This window comes from Paenibacillus protaetiae (genome assembly GCF_004135365.1).
Taxonomy (GTDB): domain Bacteria; phylum Bacillota; class Bacilli; order Paenibacillales; family Paenibacillaceae; genus Paenibacillus_AP; species Paenibacillus_AP protaetiae.
Map to the genome: position 1 here is coordinate 1802705 of NZ_CP035492.1, position 24084 is coordinate 1826788.

Below are 24084 nucleotides of genomic sequence, written 5' to 3' on the forward strand. Positions count from 1 at the left end.
TCATTTCACCGAATAGTATACGCTGCTGTTTTATGGTATAAAATGCCAATATTTTGCGTTTGATGCCATTACCTTTCCTTTTTTTGCGTTAGCCGCCTGAAGCCTTGCTGCGATTATCCCGAATAAGCGCCTCGGAGAGGAGCCTGCCGGCACGGCTATTCGGCTGCATGTTCCTTAACGCGCAAAAAAACCGGCCAGACATTATAGTCCGGCCGGTTTAAATCAGAGCAGAACGAAGCCGGCTTGCCAAAAAGGCATGCCGGCTTCGTCCGGTTGTTACATATTAAACGGTTCATCCGCTACTTTAATAGAATCGGTTGGGCAGCCGTCACATGCATCCTGCATATCGTCGTACAGATCTTCAGGAATTTCAGTTACGCCTTTGTTACCGTCGTTATTATATATAACTTCAGCGAGACCTTCATCATCGTAATCATAAATGTCAGGTGCAGTAGCCCCGCAAGCGCCGCAAGCGATGCAAGTATCTTTCTCGACCCAAGTAAATTTTGCCATATATGTTTCCCTCCTGTAAAATATACGAATCATTCTCTTTGTAAAAATGATAAGCTTGTCTTGTTCAGACTGCTGCCGTAATAGTAATCCTTACACCTCAATATATAACAATTATGCAGCCTTTTTCAACATGAATGAAACAAAAAAACATTTTATCATGGATGTTGCCAAATATCTATAGTGATTATTGTGATCTTTGCACATAGGCTATTTTATTCTTCACTAGGCGCTTTCGCCACTCTTTTTCCGCTTTTTGGAAGAAGTCCGGCTGAATGAATCGCCTTCTCCCCGAATTTATCTCTCAGCTTATCCATTGCCGCCTCAAGCGCATCCTTGCGGGGCTGTTGCTCATAATCAAATAAATCCAGCTGAATGGCGGTTTCTTCCGCAGGCGATAAATTTTGAAGGGTCACTCCAAGCAGGCGGATCGGATCCCCTTCCCGCCAATGGCGCTCCAGCAGGCGAAGCGCTTCCCGGTAAATATCCGACGTTTGCTGCGTAACGGCTTCCATCGTGCGCGAACGCGCTATAGTCGTCATATCCGGCTTGCGGATCGTAATCTGAACCGTTCCCGTGACCAGATGCTGCGCCCGCAGCCGGCGGCCGGTACGGTCGGACAACTCCAGCAAGATGCGGGCAGCTTCTTCTTTCTCGGTAACATCAGCAGGCAATGTTGTCATATGGCCGATGGACTTGCTCGCTTCCTCCTCCGGGTTAACAGGAGAATAATCACGCCCGTTCGCGGCATCCTTCAGCCATTGTCCCATGACGCCAAAATGGCGGCGTAAAAACTCCGCGTCGGCGGCAGCCAGCTGGCTGATTGTTTTCACTTGCAGGCGGTTTAATTTTTCAGCCGTTTTTTTGCCGACTCCAAACAGCACATCACAAGGCTTATCCCACATCAGCCTGGGCATGTCGCGTATACGCAATATCGTTAACCCGTTAGGCTTCTTCATGTCCGAAGCCATCTTGGCAAGCAGCTTGTTTGGTCCTATGCCGATGGAGCAGGGCAAAGCGCATTCCGATTGTATCCGCCTCTGGATCGTCTGCGCAATTTCCACCGGCGTTCCAAACAACCCGGAACCGGTAATGTCCAAGTAACATTCATCAATGGACATTTGCTGGACTAGCGGCGTATATTGGCGGGCAATGGCCATAAAGCGCTCCGAATAGCTGCGGTACAATTTGAAATCGGTTTTGATCAAAATAAGCTCCGGGCATGTTTTTAACGCTTCACGTACTGTCATGCCGGTTCGCACGCCTTTTGCCCGGGCGGCATACGAGCAGGTTACGATTACGCCTCTCCGCTGCTCGGCATCCCCGCCTACGGCAGTAGGTTTATTTTTATACTTACCCGGCTCCTCCGCTTCATGCACCGAACAATAAAAAGCGTTCATATCCAAATGCAGGATTACGCGCGGTCCGTTGTCAGCTGCAGCATGCTGCTTCACGTTTCCACCTCCGGCACGATGTTTGTTCTCCGAAATCAAAACATTTGTTCCCTTCAGCATACCGCCGCACAATGCTTCGGTCAACTTGCCGTGCCGGTTTCTTTAACCCGTTATTGCGGTATAGCAATAACGCTTTTATGCTAAAACTAAGCGCCACTTCCCCTTGCTGCATAAAAAGTTGCCGGACCACTCTACTTTCACGCGAACAAATGTTATAATACGTTAATATCTGATTTGACTTGCGTTCAGTTAGGAAGAGGAGGCGTCATGACGCATGACCACGAGCATTTCCATATTTGATACGACGCTGCGTGACGGCACACAAGGTGAAGGAATCAGCCTGTCGGCAGAAGACAAGTTAAAAATCGCTTTAAAGCTTGATGCTTTGGGCGTCCACTATATTGAAGGCGGAAATCCGGGCAGCAACAGCAAAGATATCGAATTTTTTCAGCGGATTAAGCAATACAACCTGTCCGCCAAAATAACGGCATTCGGCAGCACGAGGCGCAAAAACAGTTTGGCGGAACATGACACAAGCCTGCTTAGAATTGCCGAATCCGGCGTCCGGGCAGCTACCCTTGTAGGCAAGTCGTGGGACTTCCATGTACATACCGCCCTGCAGACGACGCTGGAAGAAAATTTGTCGATGATTTACGACTCTATCGCTTTTCTGAAGCGGAATCATATGGAAGCTCTTTTTGATGCCGAACATTTTTTTGACGGCTATAAAAACAATCCCGAATATGCGTTGTCCGTCCTTCGCCGCGCCGAAGAAGCAGGCGCAGACTGGATCGTCCTGTGCGATACGAACGGCGGGACGATGCCAACCGAAATTCACGACATTGTGTCCGTCATTCGCCGTGAGCTGAGAACAAACATCGGAATTCATACACATAACGATTGCGAACTTGCCGTGGCCAATTCACTGGCAGCCGTTCAAGCGGGAGCCCGCCAGGTACAAGGCACGATTAACGGATACGGGGAACGTTGCGGCAATGCCAACTTATGTTCTATCATCCCGAATTTGCAGCTGAAGCTTGGTTATGAAGTGCTTGCTGCAGACCAGATCAAAACCCTTACGGGCACAGCCCGTTATATAAGCGAAATTGCCAACGTCCATATGCCGGTCGGTCAGGCGTATGTCGGTAATGCTGCATTCGCGCACAAAGGCGGAATCCATGTATCGGCCATCATGAAGGATTCCAAAACCTATGAGCATATCCAGCCGGAGCTGATTGGCAACAAACAGCGCATTCTCGTATCGGAACTTGCCGGGCAAAGCAACGTCATTTCCAAAGCGCAAGAGCTTGGCCTTGACGTCAATGCAAACAATGAGAAAACAAAGCAAATTATTGACCGGATCAAAGATCTTGAGCATCAGGGTTACCAGTTTGAAGGAGCAGACGCTTCCATGGAGCTGCTTCTCCGCGAAGCATTTACCGAGATGAAAGAAGCATTCAAAGTCGAGTCGTTTAAAATGCTCGTTGACCGGGACAGCGGTTTTGAAAGCGGGCCAATGTCATCCGAAGCGATCGTGAAGCTGAATGTGGACGGCACTTATGTGTACACGGCTGCTGAAGGCAACGGGCCGGTCAACGCGCTCGACAATGCGCTCCGGAAGGCGCTTGTCCAATTTTACCCGAAAATCGAAGAGTTCCATCTGTCCGATTACAAGGTGCGCGTTCTGGATGAAAAAGGAGCGACGGCGGCCAAAGTACGCGTGCTGATCGAATCCGCCGGCAAAAACAGCACATGGAGCACCGTTGGCGTTTCCAGTAACGTCATCGAAGCCAGCTGGGAAGCGCTTGTCGACAGCTTCCGGTATGCACTGCTTCATATGGACAAAGTGGAACCGGCGCCGGTTGAAACATTGGAACGGGCCGGCCTCGTAAACCAGTAATAGAATAAAAGTGGTTGAACGCGTTGCTCACGCGCTCAACCACTTTTATTTTCACCGATATATTGATTAATGAGCCGCTCCCACTCCCCGTATGTAATTACGCCGTTAATCCGCTCAAGGATTACGCCATTCCGGTCAATGAGGAATGTGGTCGGAAACGTGTTTACCTTGTACATATCTGTCACTTTGCCGTCGCGGTCCATCAGCACGGGGAATGTAAACTTTTGATCCTGCACAAATTGGCGCGCAGCCCGCTCTTTATCATATTTGGTTGCATTCAGACCGTACATCAGTAGGGCATCCCCGTATTGTTCATGCAGCTTTTGCAAATCCGGCGCTTCCAGCTCGCATGGCCCACACCACGAAGCCCAGAAATTGACAAGCGTCAGCTTGTCCTGCGGTCCGCCAACCGTATACGGCTGATCATCCAGTCCCGGCAGCTGAAACGCTACCGATGACGAGCCTGCTTTTGGCTTAAAGTCAGCTGCTTGCACTTGCGTCTGGTCGCCCCATACAAATAAATAAACTGCAAGCGCTGCGAGAATGAACGCTGCCGTAAACCATCCTGAAGCTCTATTCACTTTCGCCCCTTCTTTCCGTTCAACGCAAAATATAATCTGCCTACATGGTATCACGGACAGATTGGAACAACAAGCGGGTTCCCTGTACAAACTTCCGCTTGCGCACGGTAGCTTCAGTGTTGGCTTGACCGGCCAGGATCATACCTAATTAAAATAACGGCGTGAAAGTGGAGGCTGCATAGTGGAATGGATAATATGACGGATATCCGCATAACACAAGATAGCTTACATACGTTGACAGCCTTATGCTTGTCTGCCCTGCCGCATGAATGCTGCGGATTGCTTACGGCTCCCGTTTCAAGCAACGGACAGGAGGCGGCTATAACCATCACAGGTGTCGTTCCTGTCGCCAATATTCATCCGCAGCCCGAAACCGGGTTTGCATTTGATCCTGCCGAATGGGTTGAAGCGTACTTCCGCATAACAAAAAACCGGCAGCACATTGCCGGCATGTATCATTCGCACCCTTCTTCGCCGCCAGTCCCTTCTGTCCGTGACCTTGAAGGGCTTCCGCAAGAAGAAGCAAGTACACATTGGATTGTTTCCTTATCCAATCCGCAGCGGCCTGCTGTCAAACCCTATCGGCGAAACGGAAATCAACTAACCGCTATCCCGCTAGTGATTGCTTAAATACGCGTAAAGTTCGCCTAACGTAAAAATTTGCTTATCGGCGATAAGCTTCAAATACGTCTGCCACAGCTCCGCCGTCATTCTAGCATCCTGCAAAGCATGGTGCCGCCCTTCAATCGGTATGCCGTTTGCCATCAGCAAATCGTCAAGGGCGTAACTATCCCTGCGGGGATCCAGCCATTTGGCAACCATCATCGTGTCCAATACCCGATGATTCAGGCTGATTCTTGATGTTTTCCATAATGCCGCATTCAAAAACTGCTTATCATGACCGGCCGCATGGGCGATCAGCATTCTTTTCCCGACAAATTCCATAAAATCATGCAAAACCTGCATCAGATCAGGCGCATCCTGGGCTTTCTCGTTCGTGATGCCCGTCAGATCCACAATGGAACGGGGAATAAGCCGCTTCGGATTAACGAGGCTGTAGAATGTTTCTTCCTCCAGCACCCGGCCTCCAATCATCCGGACAGCCCCAAACGAAATGATTTCATCCCCGTTACCCGGATAAAATCCCGTTGTTTCCAAATCAAACACGACGTATTCCAATTCGCTCAGCCGGGATTCCAACACAGCCTGCTTACGCTGCCCTTTGTTTACAGAACGAATAAATGCCATCTGCTGGGCATTTTGCGACCCTAACATCGAAGCGATCGCCGGTGTAAAGCCTCCCATTTTATATAAATTCCACATGCGTCCAACGCCTTTTGGCTGTTCTTTCATCGTCTGCTACACCGCCTTACATCAGCCTTCCCATACTCCCCATAATCTTTTTATATACACGCCGCTGCAGCTTTTTGCCGATGCGCAGCCCGCTTTTCAGCTCATCCGTCATTTCCTTCGTCAGGCTGGAGCTGGCCAGCTTCCCGTTATTCGCATACCAGCCGTTCTCCTGAACGGATATGGTCATCAGCCGCAGACGGACAAATAAACGAAATGCCTGCTCGTATTTGGCGCCTTCCTCCTTCGTCAGCTTCCCGATTTCCGACAATTTGCGAAGACGCGACAAGGTCGACGTTTCCCGCACTCCCGCTTCAATCGCAAGCAAACGGCTGGCATTCACCATCGGAATATAAGCGCCGTATTTAATATCCAAGCTTCCCGCGAATTGCCCGTATTGCTCTTTCAACAGCTGCCCGAACAAATTAAGCAGCACTTTATGGCGCATTGTATTATCCAGCATTCTTCTTGAAATTGGAGGATGCAGCCGAACCTGCTCGTAATAAAATGATTTCAGTTCATCCGCCAGCCTCTGCTCGCCGTATACTGCCCTGCCATCGGCCATAATTAGCAGGTACCGCACCGACTCCCAGGCCGGTTCTGCAAACCACCCGCCCAGCTTGGCTTTCCATTCCTGTAAATCGAGACACCATTCCGGCTGGTCGCTAAGCACATTCCCTTCACAAGGCGGATAGCCGGCTTGCTTCAAAACATTTACAATAATAGCTGCAAACTGCAAAAAGTATGATTTCACCGAATCCCGGTCATCGTTTGACTGCTCATATACGAAGCCGCTGTCCTGATCGCTCGACAAGGTCTGCTCCGTCCGCCCGCCGCTTCCGAACAATAAATAAACATATGGCACGGGGGAGAACCCATCCCCAACCGTGCCATTTCTGTTTCAGCGAGAATAATGGCGCGGCGGATGACCGCATCATGAATCTCGTTTAATTGTTCATTAAATTGTTCGATAGGCGATGCAGGGAGAACAGATTCCATATAAGACTGCGCCTGCATCCGGGCAAGCCGAAGCATATGCGCATCTTCAGCGGACCCGATTTGTTTAAGCAGCTGTCCTTGTATCGGATCAGCCATCCGATGCTCTCTCCCCTCAGACATCCTTTTTTTCTATTTTATTGGATTTAAGCTTGGATGTCTTGGCCTTTTTTCATTTGTTCCGGATAGCCGTAAGCGCCATGCTCGCTAAGGTCGAGACCTACAATTTCTTGTTCCTCCGTTACACGGAAGCCGATAATGAGCTTCATCACGCCAAGAACAAGGAACGATGCCGCCATTACGAATGCGCCGCACACGACAACCGATTCAAATTGCACCCACAACTGTTTCCAGTTGCCTGTATCAATCAGGCCGCCTTGACCGATACCTACTTTTTCAGCCAGCTCGGTTGTTGCAAAAATACCGTTAGCAAGCGTACCCCAAATCCCTGCGACGCCGTGTACCGACAAAGCGTAAATCGGATCGTCGACTTTCACTTTTTCGAAAAACTTCGCGCTGAACACAACCAGAATCCCTGCAACTGCACCGATGACAACTGCCGCCCAAGGGTCAACGAACGCACAGGATGCGGTGATCGCAACCAAACCTGCCAGCGTGCCGTTCAGCGTAGCCGTAATGTCCGCTTTGCCGGAAATTGCCCACGATACGAGCAATGCGGCAACAGCGCCTGCACCTGCGCCCAGCATCGTAGTAAAGCCTACATAGCCAAAAAATCCATCGCCGACCGAAACAGTCGAACCAGCGTTAAAACCAAACCAGCCTACCCACAACAGCAAGACCGAAAGAGCTGTAAATACTTGGTTATGACCTTGGATTTCATTCGCAGAGCCGTCTTTGTTGTATTTGCCGATCCGCGGTTTCAATAATACCGTTGCCGCAAAGGCAGCAATTGCACCCGACAAGTGAACGACTGTAGAACCGGCGAAGTCTTGCGCGCCGTCTTCAGCCAGCCAGCCGCCGCCCCAAATCCAGTGCGCGATAATCGGATAAATAAGTCCGGCGAAGAAAATCGTAAATACGAGGTAAGAAGACAATTTGGCACGTTCTGCAAATCCGCCCCATGCGATGGAAAGCGATACGACTGCGAATGCCAATTGGAACAGCCAATAAACGGAAGACGGATACGCGTCGCCGTCACCAGCGGCAAACGGCGGGCTGTAGAAGAAGTCGCCCCATCCGATAAAGCTGTTGCCGCCGCCAAAAGAAATTCCGTAACCTACTGCCCAATAGATCAAAGCTGCAAGGCCAGCGGTAAAAATCGTTTTGCCGGCTACGTGGCCAGCATTTTTCATGCGGGTCGATCCCGTTTCAAGCAAAATAAAACCGGCTTGCATCAGTAAAACGAGGACAAACGCTACCATCACCCATAATGAGTTCAACCCCATATTCAAGGTAGCGCCCGACGGGTCTTCAGCAAACGCCAAGGTCGGGAATAAAATGCAAAGCAACCCCAAAGCTAACACCATTTTCTTAATCACAACGACCACTCCCTAAATGTGATATTACCTAACATATGAGGAAAGACTTAATGCCATTATAGTCACAATTGCTTACTTTGACAATACACTTTGCCTTAAACTTCACAAAAAATCTAACGTTCGAGTCCTTCGTGTTCTTAAATGTTAAGTTTTTTAACAAAGTTTTAGTCGTTTCTAGGCGGGATAGGCATCATTTTTCGCATTTCAATTCTATGAGCGCCGCCGGCATTCTATTACTGAAGTGTTTGCATTGCTAGCCGATAGGAAGTACATGTAATACGTTTGACTGTACGGTTACTTTCCGATTATGATACATGTATAATGAAATGAGAGGAAAAAGGAGTTGAGTAAAATGGGGAGATGAAGCTGTACCGGATCGGAGAGTTGTCCAAGCTGGCGTCGGTAAGTGCCAGGACGATTGATTATTACACTTCGTTAGGCCTAATTGAACCGATGGAACGGTCAACAAAAAATTACCGGCTATATAGTGATGAAACTTTAATTCGGCTCAAACGTATTGAGCAAATGAAAAAAGATAAATTTACATTAGATGAAATCAAATCAGCCTTGTCAGAATGGGATAAAGTATCAAGCGCTGAACAAGTGACGCAAAGGATGACCGATCTGGAGAGGCATTTAAGCCAGCTGCAAAGAGAGGTCAAAGAATTGGAGCCGGTACTGAAATCGTTAAAGCCTAAACAGGTGAACAAGGTTTATACGCGGCTGATGCCCCAAACCATTGCTTGCATCGAAGCGCTTATGATTCTTTTGAACAAAAACAATCTGATGTAAACGTTGAGGAGGTATGGGCATGTTTTTCCACCCAATGGATTTCTTAATTATTATCGCAGTCGCAATATCCATATGGGCTCAATTCCGGGTTAAAGGAACGTTCAACAAATGGTCGGAGGTCAGAGCCGCCAGCGGCATGACCGGTTATGAAGCGGCGAGAAGAATGCTGGATGCAAACGGCCTTCACAACATTCCGATCGAGCCGGTCCGCGGCTCGCTGTCCGATCACTACGACCCGATCCATCGCGTTGTACGTCTATCGGAGCCTGTCTATTACGAAAATTCCATATCGGCCATTTCGGTCGCCTGCCACGAAGTAGGCCATGCCATTCAGCATAAAGCACATTACCCGATGCTTGTGCTTCGCCACCGGATCTTCCCGGTCGTGAACTTTGCATCCGGCCTGGCACCGTTTCTGCTGATTGCCGGATTTTTGTTTCAGGCTATGGGCCTCGTTGGACTTGGCATTATCTTCTTTTCGGTTACGGTTGCGTTCCAGCTGATTACGCTTCCTGTCGAATTTAATGCCAGCAACCGCGCCCGCGACATTATGGTCGCAGAAGGTTTCATTTCAAACGAAGAAGAACGGGGCGTTGCCAAAGTGCTTAATGCCGCTGCGCTCACTTATGTAGCTGCTGCTTTAATCTCTTTGCTCGAACTGTTGAAGTACATCATGATATTTACCAGCTCGCGTGATGAATAATCCCCTGCAAAAACCTGCAATGCAGCGCATTGCAGGTTTTTTTTGTGCGCACGGCGCTTTCGCTTTCCCCTGAGGCGCGTATCGCTATCCGAAGTCCCTGCTTTGTTTTGGCGGGCTAGTCTTGTTGCTTCCGCGTATCGAGTCCGTATATTGTGTACACGTGCCGCGTATCGCGGGGGCGAGTCTCGCTTGTCTCGCTGCCTTAAGCGTAATCCATCGGGATATACTGCAACAAGCACTTCTTGTCTGTAACTTTTTTCCACGGGCTGCGTCTAATGAGCAGAAAGGAGTTGGCATTACGATGATAAAGCGATTAGCCGGCTATGCGGCAGCATTGTCCTTATGCATGAGCTTGCTGTTCCCCGGCGGACGAACCTACGCCGCAGAAGCAAACGTGAAGGTTACATTGCCTTCGTTTGCCGTTACATTAAACGGCCATACAGTCGAAAATCAGTACCGCGAATATCCGCTGCTTGTTTACCGGGGCATTACTTATTTTCCGATGACATGGTACGATACACGGATGCTTGGATTAGAGGCAATCTGGTCGCAGCAAAGCGGGCTCCAAATTAATCAACAGAATGTGACAGCGTCCTATGCGCCATACAAATCCAAGCAGCGCAATGCGGTTTCTTATACCGCAAAAGTGACGGCCACAGCCGTTACCGTAAACGGCAAGATGATAAACAACAAGCAAGAATCCTACCCGTTGTTAAGCTTCCGGAATGTGACCTACTTCCCGCTTACGTGGCGTTTCGCACATGATGAATTTGGTTGGGACTATAACTGGAGCAGCACGGGCGGACTTCGCATCACTTCCCACAACCAGCAGCTCCAAACAGCGGCGCTCCCTGCCGATGCCGGCCAGAATGACGTTGCCTTGTACAAAGGGTATTATTATTTTGTCGAGACGACAGGCGTCATTAACCATGTGTACCGTTCTTCAGCGCTTCAGCCCTCCAAGAAGGAAGAAATCTATTCATACATCATAGAAACTGATGTCGGCCTGCAAAAGATGATCCAATTTCAAATCCGCGGCAACGCATTGTGGTTCACCTACCATCTTGGAGGAGGGATAATGGGGTCGGATCAATACGTTAAAATTAGCGAAGACGGCAAAGCAAAACTGATGCATTCAGGTTATCTGGACTTTCGCGATACGCCGGAAGGGACGCTCCTTATTTACCAAGGCGCCTCAGCGTTTGAAGGCAGCAACTTGCGATTGCTGTCGACAGCGGATGACCCCGAGACGGGCAAGTCCATTGGAGAGGCCGGAATCAATTATGGCGTGCACATCAAGTACAGCTTTGGCACAGCATTAACGCCTGATCCTTCTACCACTGTAATGGGAGACGATCTGTACATTCTTGCTTCACGCCAGGAAAACAATATTAATCAAATTCATAAAATCGATTTAAAAACGAATACAACCGAGGTTATTATTCAATCCGCAGTCAGCTCGTTCCGTATCATCGGCAACAAGCTGTATTACACGCAAGACGAGGACGGCGCTTTATATTCATCCGCTTTGGATGGAACGGGCAAGACCAAGATGACTGACCATGCCGTGTCCTGGTTTGACAACCTTGACGGGAACTTGTATTACACAACGAAAAAAGGGACAAACGAGTTCGAGCTGTACAAAGCCGATCCGGCCGCGCAGGACCCTCTTGTGTGGCCCAAACCATTTGCAGAAGTTCATGCTGTAAATGGAATTCTAGTGTGCCGGCCTGGCGATAACGACGGCGCTGTCCTGCTGAATGCATCAGGCAGTTTGCTGGTCAACATTACAGATCCGATTTCGAATATTCTTACTTCCGACGAAGGCGTATTGCTCCAGACGTCAAGAGATTCATCCATAGAGCTGATGCATGAAACCGGAATGTCAGGCAGCTTAACTGAACAGTAACCGTATCGATACGAATGAAAAAGCCATGCAGATTAGGGGCAGTCCATCGAACCTCTAATCTGCATGGCCTCTTTTATCGGAAATTATTGCAGTATCCACGGCTAACATTAGCCGAATCAGAACGGTTTATTTTTTAAAATGCTCTTCAAAATATTGCAGCAGGAAGCTGTGAAACACTTTGGCGACAAGCGGAAGCTTCTCATTGGAACGGTGAATCAGCCCGATTGTTCTCGTCACCTTCGGCGACAACAGCCGCACCTTCGCAGGATGGAGCGCGCCGTATTGATGAAGCGCCATCTCCGGCAGCAGGCTGACACCCATTCCTGCAGCGACAAGCCCGCTGATCGTCTCGGTCTCTTCGCCTTCAAATGCGATTTTGGGCGTAAATCCAGCCTCTTGGCACGCCTCCCACACAATGGGCCGAAGCGAATACCCTTCGCTGAACAAGACAAACACTTCATCCCTCAACTGGGACAGATGGATGGCCTCCTCATAAGCGAGCGGGTGGTTTGGCGGCAATACCGCATAAAGCTCTTCCGTCAGCAGCACTTCGCCGCCAAGCGCCTCATATTGCTCGGGAAATGGCGATATAAATGCGAGGTCAATTTCCCCTTTCAGCATATCGCGGATCAGTGACGGATACATGCCCTGCCTGAATCTGAACTTGACGTTCGGATGCAGCTTGCGGAAAGAAGCGACTACCTGCGGAATAACCGAGACGCCAAGACTGTGCGGAAAGCCTAATCGGATTTCGCCTTTTTCCGGATCCAGAAACTCATGAATTTCGACCACAGCTCTTTCCAAATCAGCCAATATCACTTCCGCCCGTTTCAAAAAAAGCTGTCCGACCGGCGTCAGCTGCAAATTTCTTCCTTTTTGCAAAAACAGTTTAACATTCAGTTCTTCTTCCAGCTGATGAATTTGCCTGCTGACAGCCGACTGGGCGACATGCAGCTCTTCCGCCGCCTGCGTGACATGCTCTTTTTTTGCAACTTTAACAAAATAATAAAGCTGACGAAGTTCCATAGCCTTCCCTATCCCCTACATAACAAAATAATCAATAGCGAGTTGTCTTGCGCACTTTGCGTTGCATAAACCGGTCAAACAGGCCAAACAAAATAAATCCGGCCAATCCGCCGCCGACATGAGCCCATAGGTTAACATTAGCTACCATCAGCGAGTACACAATGCCTGAAATCAGGATCATATAAACCGTTGTGCGCGAGCCGCTGTCCAGCCATGCTTTGCGGAACAGCGCCAAAAATAAATAAGCCCCGTACACGCCGTATATCGCACCGGAAGCACCTACCGACAATACTCCGTCTTCATCCAGCGCAATAGCCATCGCAGCGCTCACCGCATTGGCCAAAATCCCGCTCAGCAAATAAAACAGCAGAAACGGCGTATGGCCGATCAGCCGTTCAAGCGGCGGAGCAAAGATAAGCAGGGCAAACATATTGAACAGCAGATGTTCGATCCCTCCGTGCATAAACATGGATGTCACGTAACGGTAAATCTGCGCGGTTCCCATCGGGTCCTGTCCAGGCTCCGAATAAAATGCGCCGTAATTGAACAAATGGTACCCGTCCGTAAGGCTTCCCGTCGCCGCTACGATAATAAAATAAATGATATTCAGCGCAATAACAGCCGATATGACCGGGTATTGCTTCAGGTAGCCCCTGAAACTTTCATACCGCATAAATATCATCGCAATCCTCCTTACTATTCATCGGCATAACCACTTCACACCAACAGCTGCATCTATTGGACAATCATTCCTCCTAAGCTTATAATAATTGTGGCATTGACCAATCCATTACAAGGAGGACATGAATATGTCTCAAGAACGTACCGGCGTTGCCGCATTTAAAGGCAACCCTCTCACATTGCTTGGCCCTGCACTTCAAGTCGGCGACCAAGCCCCTGATTTTTCGATTAACAAAACTTTGGTAGATAACGTTTCCTTAAAAGATTATGCCGGCAAAATCAAGCTGATCAGCGTTGTGCCTTCGATTGATACAGGTGTTTGCGATGCGCAAACCCGCCGCTTCAATGTAGAAGCCGGCAGCCTTGGCGACAATGTTGTCGTGTTGACCGTCAGCGTAGATACGCCATTTGCGCAATCGCGCTGGTGCGGTGCCGCAGGCGTCGACAAAGTGGAACTGCTCTCCGACTTCAAAGGACATACATTTGGCGAAGCTTATGGCGTTTACATCAAGGAGCTTGGTCTTGATATGCGTTCGATATTTGTACTGGACGCAAACGACAAAATCCAATACATTGAAATTTTGTCGGAAATGACCGAGCATCCGGATTATGACAAAGCAATTGCCGCCGTTAAAGCACTTCTGTAAAGGAAATATTCACAAACAAAGCGAGTGAAGGGTAACCTTCCTCGCTTTGTTTTTTGTCGTCCGCTAAACGTTGGTTGTCTTGTATTGTGCAAGTTTTTTGTCCAGCGTACGGTATATTTCAAGAATAACTCTGTAATTAGATCCGAGATCTCCCAGGCTGCCTCTAGAGGCGGAATAAATATCAACAGCGGACGTCACCGGATTTACGCTAATAACCGACACGGTAATATCCATCGTCCGGCCAAATGCCGTTCTTTTTTCCATGACGATCTCGCCGACACTTTGAACCTCATGAAGAATTTTAAACCCTTGCATCTTCTTGAGAGTGGATGTTACTTCTTCCCAAGCCTTGTCTTTGGACAGCTTATAAAAATGAGATTTGAGCGCCGGGTCTTTAGCTTTATCTCCCGTTAATTCATGACTGCGCAGCAGCCCCATTAAGGTCCGCTTCAACAACAGAGATCTCCCCCTCTTGCTATGTACGTTGCGTATGACACGAAAAGACAAAAAAAAGAAACCCGCCTATGCCGTCCGACTCACATGTTTCTGAACCCGCTCTCGCAGGTGGGTGTCCGCAGAAATGGTTTTGAAGTCCCCGTTCGAGGGCATATCAGCTGCATTTCAATATTGAACTCCCGTGAAACAGCCATTGGTTCAAAACAACGAAGAGCCGAAACGAACATCGCAGGATGTACTGATTATTATAGCCCTTCGACACGCAAAAGTAAACCGCGAAGCGTTTTCCGCTATTGGCAAAGCTTGCTTTTGCGCGTCTAGCATTATGATTTGTTATGATCGGAAGACGAATCGGTCAGCTCAGGGAACTCTTCTTCCTCGCCTGCGTTTTCTTTCGCCTTCTCCGATTGTTCCTGCAGCTTCTGATAAATCAGGTGGAAGCTCCAGAACGATAAATAAGCAATAATGCTTCCCGCGAAAAACGGGATAAGGAATGTAAATTTCGTGCTGATAAAAATAACGACACCGTTCATCACGACCATCGAGATGGAGCGCAGCGGACGGCCAATCGTAATTAATAAGGCATTTTTAACTAATTGAAACGTTTTCATATGATAGTGGACAATCATAGAGAAAAAGTTAAATACTGATATCATTACGAGTACCAGGAACGCCACAAAAATATACGAAACGATATTGTTAATCTGATTGCGGTATACGACAAAATCAACAAGCAATATCACTAAAATAACGGTATAAAGAAGACCGCCAAGCATGCTTTGCTTGTAATTTTCTTTATAGCCTCTGAAAAACGTTTTGAGAAGCGGCACATCAGCTTCTCCCATCACCCATTTCCGCGCAACGGTAAACATAGCCGCCGTAGCAGGAAACAGTGTAAATGGAGCTGTGACAGCTGCCACAAGCAAAGTGGAGTACAGCTGATTTTTATCCTGGGCAAACAAAGATACAAACGCTGAAAACATAAACGGAATTGAACATACGATCCATAAAACATTGGTAACAGCCAGTCGCATAATCCACTCGGATATGCGGTAAAAGCCCCCCATTAAACCTCTAGGTTCCATTTGTTCCGCCTCCATATAGGTGAATTTATTTCCAATATCCAATGGGTGATACAGGTATTTGCCCGCCTATTTTTACCCGTGCTGGGCGAATGTCCAGACGGCGAACACCTAACCGCATAGGATATATTGTTAAAATTAATCAAGTCAGTAAGGAGGCTGCCCCATGAGCAACTACGGTGGTTACGGCGGTGTATGGTCTTCCACAGGACTCGTGCTTGTTCTTTTTATCCTGCTGGTTATCATCACGAGATCGTTTGTATATTGAAACTTGCGGTTTTAAAAAGGAGGGGAGCGTCAAAAGCCACTGACCTGCTCCCCTTGCCTGTTTAATTAGTTATTCGCGAAATCGCTGCCGGACGGCTTGCTTGGACGGCGTTCGCCGCTGCGTCCTTCACGGTTTTCGCGGCTTTTGTAGCCGTCGCGGCTTTTGCCTTCCCCGCTGCGGTAGCTGCTGCCGCCGCGACGGTCGTCACGGCCGCGGTATCCGCCGCCGCTGCCACTGCCGCTGCGGTTGCCGCCGTAAGAGCTGCCGTTAAAGCGGCGGCCGTTCGAGCGGACATCCGGTCTGCGTTTTTTCGCACGGATCGGATCTTCAGGCGTAAGCTCGATCGTAATGTCCTTCTTCTCGCCGGTAAGCAGCTTGATCGCTGCGGCAAGCAGATGAACGGAATCGTATTGCTCAAGCAATTGGATCGCGATGCCTTTATATTCATTAAAGCTGTCGTCTTGGATCGTCTCCAAAATTTTCTCAGCCGTTACGCGCTGTTTGCCTTCAATCGCTTCCGCGATGCTTGGCAGCGGTTTGCGCGTAATTTTGTGGCGCGTTACTTTCTCAATAAAATGCAGGTGGTCGATTTCGCGAGGCGTCACGAACGAATAAGCTGCACCTTCTTTACCGGCACGGCCCGTACGGCCGATACGGTGTACATAACTTTCCGGATCTTGCGGTAAGTCGAAGTTAATTACGTGCGTAACGCCGGAAACGTCCAGGCCGCGTGCCGCTACGTCTGTTGCAACAAGTACATCAATGCTGCCGTCGCGGAATTTGCGCATTACGTTGTCGCGTTGGTTTTGGGACAAGTCGCCATGCAGGCCGTCTGCGGAATAACCGCGTTTTTGCAGCGCTTCGCTCAGTTCGTCGACGCGGCGTTTCGTACGGCCGAAAATAATCGCCAGCTCAGGCGATTCCATGTCGAGCAAACGGCTGAGGGCATCAAATTTTTGACGCTCATGCACTTCAACATACGATTGCGCAATGGTTGGCGCACTTACTTGCTTCGGAATTACCGATACATGTTCCGGATTTTTCAGAAACTGTTGTGCAAGCTTCTGGATGTTTGGCGGCATCGTAGCCGAGAACAACATCGTTTGGCGTTCTTCCGGCACCATGCTGAGAATCGACTGAATGTCGTCCATGAAGCCCATATCGAGCATTTCGTCCGCTTCGTCGAGAACGACCGTATGCACATCATCCAGACGGATCGTTTTGCGGTTAATATGGTCAAGCAATCGTCCCGGTGTACCGATAATGATTTGCGGTCTTTTTTTCAACGCGCGGATTTGGCGCCCGATTTCTTGACCGCCGTAAATCGGCAAGGAACGAAGTCCTTTAAATTTCGTCAGTTTACCAATTTCCTCGGCTACTTGGATAGCAAGCTCGCGTGTCGGCGTCATAATGAGCGCAACGATACGATCTTCTGTAACGGGGATTTTGTTAATTAACGGAATACCGAATGCAGCCGTTTTTCCTGTACCTGTCTGAGCTTGACCAATGAGGTCGCTCCCTGTCAGCGCTATTGGTATGGATTTGTCTTGGATAGGGGTCGATTCCTCGAAACCGAGCTCCGTAATTGCCTGCAACACTTTAGGTTCCAGGCCAAATTCAGCAAATGTTTTCAAACTTTCTCATACTCCTTCTATCTGCAGCCTACTTGAAAATATCCAAATCATTATATCACAAACAGATGGACGAATACCAGCTAAGCATAAAAAGCCATACTATAAAGCGAAGCGACAAGGCATTTGTGCCAGTAATCCCCAAGTTTGGAGAGGGCCTTCATGATCAAGTCACCTTATGTATATGCCGCGGTCACAAGTATCGTTATGTTATGCAGTTCCGTGCTCATCGCCGTCTCCTTCAACTTGTTTCTTATACCGCACCAGCTGCTGAGCGGCGGTATATCCGGCATAGCGATGATGATCGGCTACATAACCGGTAGCAATATCGGCTGGCTGTATTTGGTATTGAACATTCCCGTGCTCATTTGGGGCTGGGTCATGCTGGGACGCCGTTTTATCGGATTAAGCATATTGAACGTGGTGGCCTCCACGCTGTTTATGCAGCTGATCCCGGTTAAGCCGATTACGGACGATATTGTGCTCGGGGCTGTATTCGGCGGAATCATTCTTGGCCTTGGCACCGGGTTTGCCCTGCGGTTTAACGGTTCGACCGGGGGTTCGACATTATAGCCTCCATTGTGACCCGAAGGCGCGATTTGCCGATCGGCATGATTATTTTTATTTTGAACGGTCTCGTCATCCTGCTGCTGGTGTTGTTCAAAAAAGACTGGAATCTGGCGCTTTATTCCTTGCTTTCCATCTACACCGCCGGTAAGGTTGTCGACATTATCCATGTCCGCCATTTGAAAATCACGGCGTTTATCGTCACGAACAAGTCAGAAGAAATGCTGAGCAAGCTTCTGAAGCATCGCAGAGGGGTAACCATTATGAAGACGCGTGGCGCTTATTCTCAAGAAGAACGGGATATGCTAATGACCGTAAGAACGAGATACGAATTAGCGGACCTCAGGAAAATGATTCTATCAATCGATCCCAAAGCTTTTGTGACGATCGTAGAAACGGCGGGCATTATCGGCGAATTCCACAGACAAAATGATTAAAAAACAGGCAATAGGCGTTTGGGAAATGCCGTATATCCCTATGTTTTTGAAATTTTTCCTGTTATACTGTGAGTATCCCGTCGCTCCACGTTTCTTGCCATAAGATTTGCCCTGAATTTTCGATTTTCGAACTTTCATTGAAAGGGTGATGCTGAGTGGATATGGAAACTGTCAAATTGTCACAGATTGTGGAAAAACTCGTTCCGGAGTTAAGTTCATTTCTGACCGAACGGGAGCTCGACATCAGCATCGTGCTGCGCGACGGACTCTCTGTGCTGGAGCCGGAGGACGCTGTTGAGATTGTGCAGCAGAGCATTTTGGAACAGCAAAGGAATGCTTGTTTGCAGTAACGAAGCATGAATACGAACGGCCTTGTCTTTACGAGCCTGCCCTGGCCAGGGGCAGGTTTTTTGTTTGCTTTCGGCGCTTGAAGAGGATGACCAAGGCAACAACCCTATATGATAATCCGTCCTTATCTTCGAAAAAGCAGGTGCAACCTCGTCCAATTGTGCTTATAATAAAGACGAAACGCTTACGGGGAGAGAGCATGATGGACATTATTTTATCTTCACTGCTGCTTTTGTACGGCCTTATGGGCGGCAACGGGGATCAAGACATCACCGCCCAGCAGCTTGCGGTTTCTTATATTAATGCAGCAGCCGGAACGACGATCGTTCAACCGGCTGAAGGTTACCCTGCTTTACCCGGCGAATCGGATAATTCAGCTCCTGCAGCCAAAACCGATCCGCAGCCGGACGCTCCCGAAATTAAAGGCATTTACGTATCCGCTTACTCTGCAGGCGGAGCCCGGATGCCCTCGCTGATCAAGCTGGTCGACGATACGGAGCTGAACAGCATGGTTATCGATATGAAAGACGACAACGGATATATTACATACGCGACGGAAACGCCGGAACTTCTGGATTTGGGGACGCCGCAAAAGTACATCGGCGACATTAAAGGCCTTATGGATACGTTAAAGCAGCATAACATTTATCCGATCGCCCGGATTGTAACGTTTAAGGATACGATGCTCGCTACAAAGCACCCGGAGCTATCGTTTTTGCAGGCGGACGGGACGTTGTTAAAAAACAGCAAAGGCGAAAGCTTTGTCAATCCGTACAGCGAGAAAGTATGGAAATATAATGTAGATATTGCCAAAGAGGCTGCCCGGCTCGGATTTAAAGAAATCCAGTTTGACTATGTCCGCTTTCCGGAAGGCTTTGAAACCAATGCGGATACGTTAACTTACGAAAAAACGGACAAATCCCGCGTGGACACCATTGCCGGTTTTGTCAAATATGCAAGGCAGCAGCTGGAGCCGCTTGGCGTCCGGGTATCGGTCGATATATTTGGCTACGCTGCATCCGTCCCTGCTGCTCAAGGGATCGGGCAAGATTTTGTTAAAATTTCAAATGACGTACATGTCATCTCGCCGATGATCTATCCAAGCCACTACAGCTCCGGCTGGTTCCATCTGGATGATCCCGATATGAACCCTTATGCGACTATAAAAGGCGCGATGGAGGATACGCATAAAAAACTGGACCCCATGGGCAGCCTGAAACCGGTTATCCGCCCGTGGATACAGGATTTTACCGCAAACTGGCTTGGCCGCGGCCATTATATGAAATACGGCAAGGAGCAGGTCGAGCAGCAAATCAAAGCGCTGAAGGATTCCGGCGTCAATGAATATTTGCTCTGGAATGCCGGCAATAAATATTCGTTTGACACTTCCGCTTCCGCCGATCCGGATTAGTAAAAAAAAAGACGTTCCGAAAGTTACTTCATACTTTCGGAACGTCTTTTTTTGGTTAAATGGCTTACGAGCGCAGCGGCGGAAAAAGCTAAGCCGTTATGAAGCCGGTTCTTCCTGGCAATCCGGCAGCTTCACCAGAAACGCCGTGCCGTGCCCCAATTCGCTTTCAACCTGCACGGTGCCGTGATGAAGTTCCACAATTTTTTTGACGAGCGAAAGCCCAAGTCCGCTTCCCCCCGCTTCACGGCTGCGTGCGGCATCCACTTTAAAGAACCGTTCGAACACAGCTTCATGCTGCTCTTTGGCGATTCCGATGCCCGTATCTGCGATCCGGAATAACAACCCGCTTCCGTCATGCTTCAGCTCAATTGTAATCGTGCCGTCCTTTGGTGAAAATTTGATCGCGTTATGAATCAAATTCACCCACACTTGGCTGAGCAGATCTTCATCCGCTTCTACGGTCACTTCATGCAAATTTACTTGCATATGAATCGATTTATCGGTCCATTGCGGCTCAAACGACAAAATAATGCGGCTGAGCTGACGGTCGAGGCGATAGCGCTTCAGCTCAAAAGGATGCCGCTCGGAATCCAGCGAAGCAAGCTTCAGCAAATTATCGCTTAGCTTGGATAAACGTTCGCTTTCCGCCTCGATGATCGATAAATATTGCTGGCGCTCCTGCTCGCTTAGTTTGGCATTGCGCAGCACCCGCGCAAAGCCTTTGATCGACGTCAGCGGAGACTGGATTTCATGCGAAACGTTCGAGACGAACTCCTGCCTCATATGCTCCAGCTGCTGCAGCTCCAGCACCATATTGTTAAGCCCGTTGGCAATATTCTCAAACGGATGCGTCTCATTAAACGGCCCCATATTTTCCTTGCGCAGATCAAGCCGGACGCTGAAATCGCCTTTCGCTATCCGCTCCATCGCCTCAATTAGCGACTGCCCGTTTTCCCTTCGTTTATGGCCGGTTAACAGCATAATCGTCATCACAAACAAATACATGATGATGATGCCAAGCAGCACATTGGCCATCTGATGAATGTACGGATTCAGCTTCCATCCGAACGCATGCAGCAAATAAGGAAGCAGCCAATACCCGACACTCCAGCAGGCAAGCAGCACAAACAAAAAGGCGACGACAGCCGCTATCATCTGCGCCAGCGCCTTCATAAACCGAATATTCATCCCGTTACCTCCAGCCGGTAGCCAAGCCCCCGGATCGTGCTGATTCGGAAACCGCAGCTTTCGGGAAAACGCTCCCGCAGCCGGTTAATATGGACATCAAGCGTTCGTTCGTTACCTTCAAAATCATAACCCCATATTTCCTCGATCAGCTGCCCGCGGGAAAACGATTGCCCCGGATAGCTGGCGAGCCTGAACAGCAGCTCGAACTCTTTGAGCGGCAGCGTAATTTCCGTCCCGCCTACCGATGTTTGGTACGTTTTGCGGTTCATCCACAAACCGCCGATCTGAATCATTTGAGACGCTTCAATCCGGTATCGTTTCAGCAGCGCCTTCACTCTTGCCACTAGCTCAAGCGGTTCGAACGGCTTCACCATGTAATCGTCCGTCCCCAGCTCAAATCCTTTCAGCTTTTGCGCCACTTCGCCTTTGGCCGTCAGCATGAGTGTAGGGATGTCCCAGACTTCCTTCAGCTGCCGGCACAGCTCCCAGCCATCCATGCCGGGCATCATGACATCAATAACAGCCAGATCCACCTTATGGTCTTCCAGCTTATCCATCGCTTCCAAGCCGTCGGACGCCTGCAGCACTGTAAAGCCTTCCTCTTTCAAAAAATGGCTCACCAGCTCCCGAATATGCGGATCATCATCTACAACAAGCAATTTGATCATCGGAATACCTCCCGCTTCCTTTTATCGTTATACCTTCTCGGCGATCCGCAGCTGCTGCGCGGCAAACTCCCGGTACAGCGAATGCGTCCGCATCAGCTCGTCATGCGTTCCCCTGCCGGTTATGGATCCATGGTCCATAAACAGGATCTGGTCCGCGTCCACAACGGTGGACAAGCGATGCGCGATTACGATCGTCGTGCGCCCTTTCATCAGCACGCTTAAAGCTTCCTGAACCGCTTGTTCCGACTTGCTGTCGAGGCTTGACGTCGCTTCATCCAGCAGCAAAATTTGCGGATTGCGCAAAAGCGCCCTGGCGATAGCGATCCGCTGGCGCTGGCCGCCGGACAACTTCACGCCTCTTTCGCCAACTTCGGTATCATAGCCGGCAGGAAGCTCGCTTATAAAGCCGTCTGCATAAGCCATAGCCGCAGCCATCCGCAGCTCTTCGTCCGTGACATCCTTGTCGAGGCCGTAACAAATATTATCTTTAACCGTGCCGGCGATAAGCGGGCTTTCCTGCGATACGTACCCGATCTGTTTGCGCCAAGACGCAAGCGACAATTCATAAATCGGATCCGGACCCAGCCGAACCTGCCCCTCCTGCGGCTCATAAAATCGTTCCAACAGCGCAAATAACGTCGTTTTTCCGCTTCCGCTTGGACCAACGATAGCGGTCATTTTGCCTGCTTCAATGGTGAAGCTGATATCTTTGATTACGCGCTCATCCGTTTTATAACCAAACGAAAGATGCTCCGCCCGGATCGGAAGACGGGCATTCTCCACTTTCCGCCCTTGCTCCAGCGCTTCAACCGGCGCCTCCAGCGTTTCGATAATCCGCTCCGTTGCTCCGACCGCCTTTTGCATTTGCGTAAAAAAGGTGGAAATCTGGTTGATCGGCATAATGATTTGCATCAAATACAAAATGAATGCGACAAGATCGCCGGCGGTAAGCGCGCCGGAAGAAACCCGCATGCCGCCGTAACCGATCAGCAGCACCATAACAGCCATCATAACAAATCCGACCAGCGGGCCGATAAACGCCTGAACGCGGCCTTCTTTGACGCCCAGCCGGAACAAACGGCCAATCGCTTGTTTGCCGCTTTCGTATTCGATGCCTTCGGCACGGTAAGCTTTCACAAGCCGGATTTCCGACACTGCCTGATTCAAGGTGGAAGTAAAACTTGCCGTCTCATCCTGCATTGATTTCGAAATCCGGAGCATCATGCGTCCGATCGGAAACATAATCAGTGCTGTCAGCGGGACGGCAAGCAGCATTAACAGCGTCATCCGCCAATCCAGCGTGAACAAAATAATAACGGCGCCGATAATGGAAATGATGCCGGTGAAAAATCCGGTTACATGCTCCGTAATCAAACCTTTGACGACAGCCGTATCGTTCATCATCCGGCTGACAGTCTCGCCGGTCCGATTTTCGTCATAATAGGGCATCTTCAGCAGCAGAAGCTTTTTCCACAACCTGTCGCGGATTTGAGCCACTACATATTGGCCGGCCTTGCCAAGCAAATAAATCGAAACGCCGGACGCCAGCGCCTGCATTCCGAAGAACAAGCCGAGCACCGCCATTTGCCAGCCGTTCAGCTCGGATAATGTAAAGCTGTCCACCACACTTTTGGTCATAAGCGGCACGAACAAGCCTGCGACCGTCGAGCATACGCTGAGGATAACAGCGATACCAAGCGTCCACTTCGGCGGCTTCGTATCCCGGATCAGTTTTATGAAAGGACGCAAATGTTTTTTAGGACTTGTTTGGCCTCCGCCGTCTTTTATGGCGGATCGGCCTGTGCGATTGTTCTCCATTCTGTCTCCCCCTAATTGCCTGCTCATGTGACCTTGATGGGCTTTATAAACTACAAGATACCGCTCCTATGTAAACTGGATTTAAATCAGCTTATTATCTCCTTCTCCGCAACAAAAAAGGCGCAGAGCATAATGCCCTGTGCCTTTTTTCGTTAAGTATGG

24 protein-coding genes, 1 other RNA gene and 1 pseudogene are annotated in these 24084 nt (G+C 49.3%); 10 read left to right on the top strand and 16 right to left on the bottom strand.

All coding sequences use genetic code 11. From position 1 onward, the window contains the following. Positions 1-276: 276 nt before the first annotated feature. Both ET464_RS08200 and ET464_RS08205 read right to left on the bottom strand, forming a co-directional pair. Positions 277-513 (bottom strand): ferredoxin, encoded by a 237-nt coding sequence (locus ET464_RS08200; protein WP_129439936.1) that lies wholly within the window; start codon positions 511-513, stop codon positions 277-279. A gap of 212 nt (positions 514-725) precedes the next feature. Continuing rightward, on the bottom strand, positions 726-1910 hold the full coding sequence (locus ET464_RS08205; RefSeq protein WP_244226754.1) for a DNA polymerase IV: 1185 nt from the start codon (positions 1908-1910) through the stop codon (positions 726-728). A 328-nt stretch (positions 1911-2238) separates the two neighbouring features. Between ET464_RS08205 and cimA the strand changes: the two genes are divergently transcribed. Continuing rightward, a complete protein-coding gene (cimA, locus tag ET464_RS08210) occupies positions 2239-3864 on the top strand; it encodes a citramalate synthase (RefSeq protein WP_129439938.1) in 1626 nt (541 codons plus the stop codon). 35 nt (positions 3865-3899) lie between these two features. Here cimA and ET464_RS08215 read toward each other — a convergent pair whose 3' ends face one another. Beyond that, complete coding sequence (locus ET464_RS08215; protein ID WP_129439939.1) at positions 3900-4445, bottom strand: TlpA family protein disulfide reductase; 546 nt, start codon at positions 4443-4445, stop codon at positions 3900-3902. A gap of 186 nt (positions 4446-4631) precedes the next feature. Here ET464_RS08215 and ET464_RS08220 point away from each other — a divergent pair, with 186 nt between their 5' ends. Then, complete coding sequence (locus tag ET464_RS08220; protein WP_129439941.1) at positions 4632-5075, top strand: M67 family metallopeptidase; 444 nt, start codon at positions 4632-4634, stop codon at positions 5073-5075. On the opposite strand, the gene ET464_RS08225 is transcribed toward ET464_RS08220, so the two are convergent. The 4 genes from ET464_RS08225 to ET464_RS08235 are packed head-to-tail and all read right to left on the bottom strand — an operon-like array spanning position 5061 to position 8290. Then, positions 5061-5798: a 3'-5' exonuclease gene (locus tag ET464_RS08225; protein ID WP_129439943.1), complete on the bottom strand. Its 738-nt coding sequence runs from the start codon at positions 5796-5798 to the stop codon at positions 5061-5063. The two genes, ET464_RS08220 and ET464_RS08225, sit on opposite strands and share 15 nt — an antisense overlap. A gap of 16 nt (positions 5799-5814) precedes the next feature. After that, entirely contained in the window at positions 5815-6609 is a 795-nt protein-coding gene (locus tag ET464_RS08230; RefSeq protein ID WP_244226714.1) for a putative nucleotidyltransferase substrate binding domain-containing protein, read from the bottom strand. Next, positions 6546-6890 carry a hypothetical protein gene (locus tag ET464_RS20285; protein ID WP_244226715.1) on the bottom strand — a complete coding sequence of 115 codons (345 nt, stop codon included), beginning with the start codon at positions 6888-6890 and terminating at the stop codon, positions 6546-6548. Before ET464_RS20285 ends, ET464_RS08230 begins: the two co-directional genes overlap by 64 nt. Before the next feature lie 47 nt (positions 6891-6937). After that, on the bottom strand, positions 6938-8290 hold the full coding sequence (locus tag ET464_RS08235; protein WP_129439945.1) for an ammonium transporter: 1353 nt from the start codon (positions 8288-8290) through the stop codon (positions 6938-6940). 360 nt (positions 8291-8650) lie between these two features. Here ET464_RS08235 and ET464_RS08240 point away from each other — a divergent pair, with 360 nt between their 5' ends. The 3 genes from ET464_RS08240 to ET464_RS08250 all read left to right on the top strand — a co-directional run bounded on the left by ET464_RS08240 (position 8651) and on the right by ET464_RS08250 (position 11694). Continuing rightward, the gene (locus ET464_RS08240; protein ID WP_129439947.1) at positions 8651-9082 is read left to right on the top strand and encodes a MerR family transcriptional regulator; all 432 of its coding nucleotides are present in this window, start codon (positions 8651-8653) and stop codon (positions 9080-9082) included. A 19-nt stretch (positions 9083-9101) separates the two neighbouring features. Continuing rightward, positions 9102-9785: a zinc metallopeptidase gene (locus ET464_RS08245; RefSeq protein ID WP_129439949.1), complete on the top strand. Its 684-nt coding sequence runs from the start codon at positions 9102-9104 to the stop codon at positions 9783-9785. A gap of 301 nt (positions 9786-10086) precedes the next feature. Further along, positions 10087-11694: a DUF5050 domain-containing protein gene (locus ET464_RS08250; protein WP_129439951.1), complete on the top strand. Its 1608-nt coding sequence runs from the start codon at positions 10087-10089 to the stop codon at positions 11692-11694. 126 nt (positions 11695-11820) lie between these two features. Here ET464_RS08250 and gltC read toward each other — a convergent pair whose 3' ends face one another. Then, positions 11821-12720 carry a glutamate biosynthesis transcriptional regulator GltC gene (gene gltC / locus ET464_RS08255; RefSeq protein ID WP_129439953.1) on the bottom strand — a complete coding sequence of 300 codons (900 nt, stop codon included), beginning with the start codon at positions 12718-12720 and terminating at the stop codon, positions 11821-11823. A 31-nt stretch (positions 12721-12751) separates the two neighbouring features. After that, entirely contained in the window at positions 12752-13402 is a 651-nt protein-coding gene (locus tag ET464_RS08260; RefSeq protein ID WP_129439955.1) for a rhomboid family intramembrane serine protease, read from the bottom strand. Between the two features lie 127 nt (positions 13403-13529). Here ET464_RS08260 and tpx point away from each other — a divergent pair, with 127 nt between their 5' ends. Next, positions 13530-14048: a thiol peroxidase gene (gene tpx, locus ET464_RS08265; protein ID WP_129439957.1), complete on the top strand. Its 519-nt coding sequence runs from the start codon at positions 13530-13532 to the stop codon at positions 14046-14048. A 63-nt stretch (positions 14049-14111) separates the two neighbouring features. On the opposite strand, the gene ET464_RS08270 is transcribed toward tpx, so the two are convergent. From ET464_RS08270 to ET464_RS08280, 3 genes are all read right to left on the bottom strand, one after another. Continuing rightward, entirely contained in the window at positions 14112-14504 is a 393-nt protein-coding gene (locus ET464_RS08270) for a DUF1499 domain-containing protein (RefSeq protein WP_129439959.1), read from the bottom strand. Positions 14505-14559: 55 nt separating this feature from the next. Further along, positions 14560-14742: non-coding RNA, 6S RNA (gene ssrS, locus ET464_RS08275), on the bottom strand. A gap of 85 nt (positions 14743-14827) precedes the next feature. Then, the gene (locus tag ET464_RS08280) at positions 14828-15589 is read right to left on the bottom strand and encodes a YesL family protein (RefSeq protein ID WP_129439961.1); all 762 of its coding nucleotides are present in this window, start codon (positions 15587-15589) and stop codon (positions 14828-14830) included. Between the two features lie 163 nt (positions 15590-15752). On the opposite strand from ET464_RS08280, the gene ET464_RS19995 reads away from it, so the two are divergent. Beyond that, a complete protein-coding gene (locus ET464_RS19995) occupies positions 15753-15854 on the top strand; it encodes a sporulation protein YjcZ (protein ID WP_208543910.1) in 102 nt (33 codons plus the stop codon). Between the two features lie 65 nt (positions 15855-15919). Here ET464_RS19995 and cshA read toward each other — a convergent pair whose 3' ends face one another. Continuing rightward, a complete protein-coding gene (gene cshA, locus ET464_RS08285) occupies positions 15920-17488 on the bottom strand; it encodes a degradosome RNA helicase CshA (protein ID WP_129439963.1) in 1569 nt (522 codons plus the stop codon). A 159-nt stretch (positions 17489-17647) separates the two neighbouring features. Between cshA and ET464_RS08290 the strand changes: the two are divergent. The 3 genes and pseudogenes from ET464_RS08290 to ET464_RS08300 all read left to right on the top strand — a co-directional run bounded on the left by ET464_RS08290 (position 17648) and on the right by ET464_RS08300 (position 20248). Continuing rightward, positions 17648-18489: pseudogene (locus ET464_RS08290) on the top strand (YitT family protein). A 161-nt stretch (positions 18490-18650) separates the two neighbouring features. After that, entirely contained in the window at positions 18651-18839 is a 189-nt protein-coding gene (locus ET464_RS08295) for a hypothetical protein (protein WP_208543936.1), read from the top strand. Positions 18840-19039: 200 nt separating this feature from the next. Next, a complete protein-coding gene (locus ET464_RS08300) occupies positions 19040-20248 on the top strand; it encodes a putative glycoside hydrolase (RefSeq protein ID WP_129444209.1) in 1209 nt (402 codons plus the stop codon). Between the two features lie 96 nt (positions 20249-20344). Here ET464_RS08300 and ET464_RS08305 read toward each other — a convergent pair whose 3' ends face one another. From ET464_RS08305 to ET464_RS08315, 3 genes are read right to left on the bottom strand one after another with little or no spacing between them, the layout of a single operon-like run. Continuing rightward, positions 20345-21436, bottom strand: a complete 1092-nt coding sequence (locus tag ET464_RS08305; RefSeq protein ID WP_129439967.1) for a sensor histidine kinase — start codon at positions 21434-21436, stop codon at positions 20345-20347. Continuing rightward, positions 21433-22104: a response regulator transcription factor gene (locus ET464_RS08310; RefSeq protein ID WP_129439969.1), complete on the bottom strand. Its 672-nt coding sequence runs from the start codon at positions 22102-22104 to the stop codon at positions 21433-21435. Before ET464_RS08310 ends, ET464_RS08305 begins: the two co-directional genes overlap by 4 nt. A 27-nt stretch (positions 22105-22131) precedes the next feature. After that, positions 22132-23922, bottom strand: coding sequence for an ABC transporter ATP-binding protein (locus ET464_RS08315; RefSeq protein ID WP_129439971.1), 1791 nt, complete (start codon positions 23920-23922; stop codon positions 22132-22134). Positions 23923-24084: the final 162 nt, after the last annotated feature.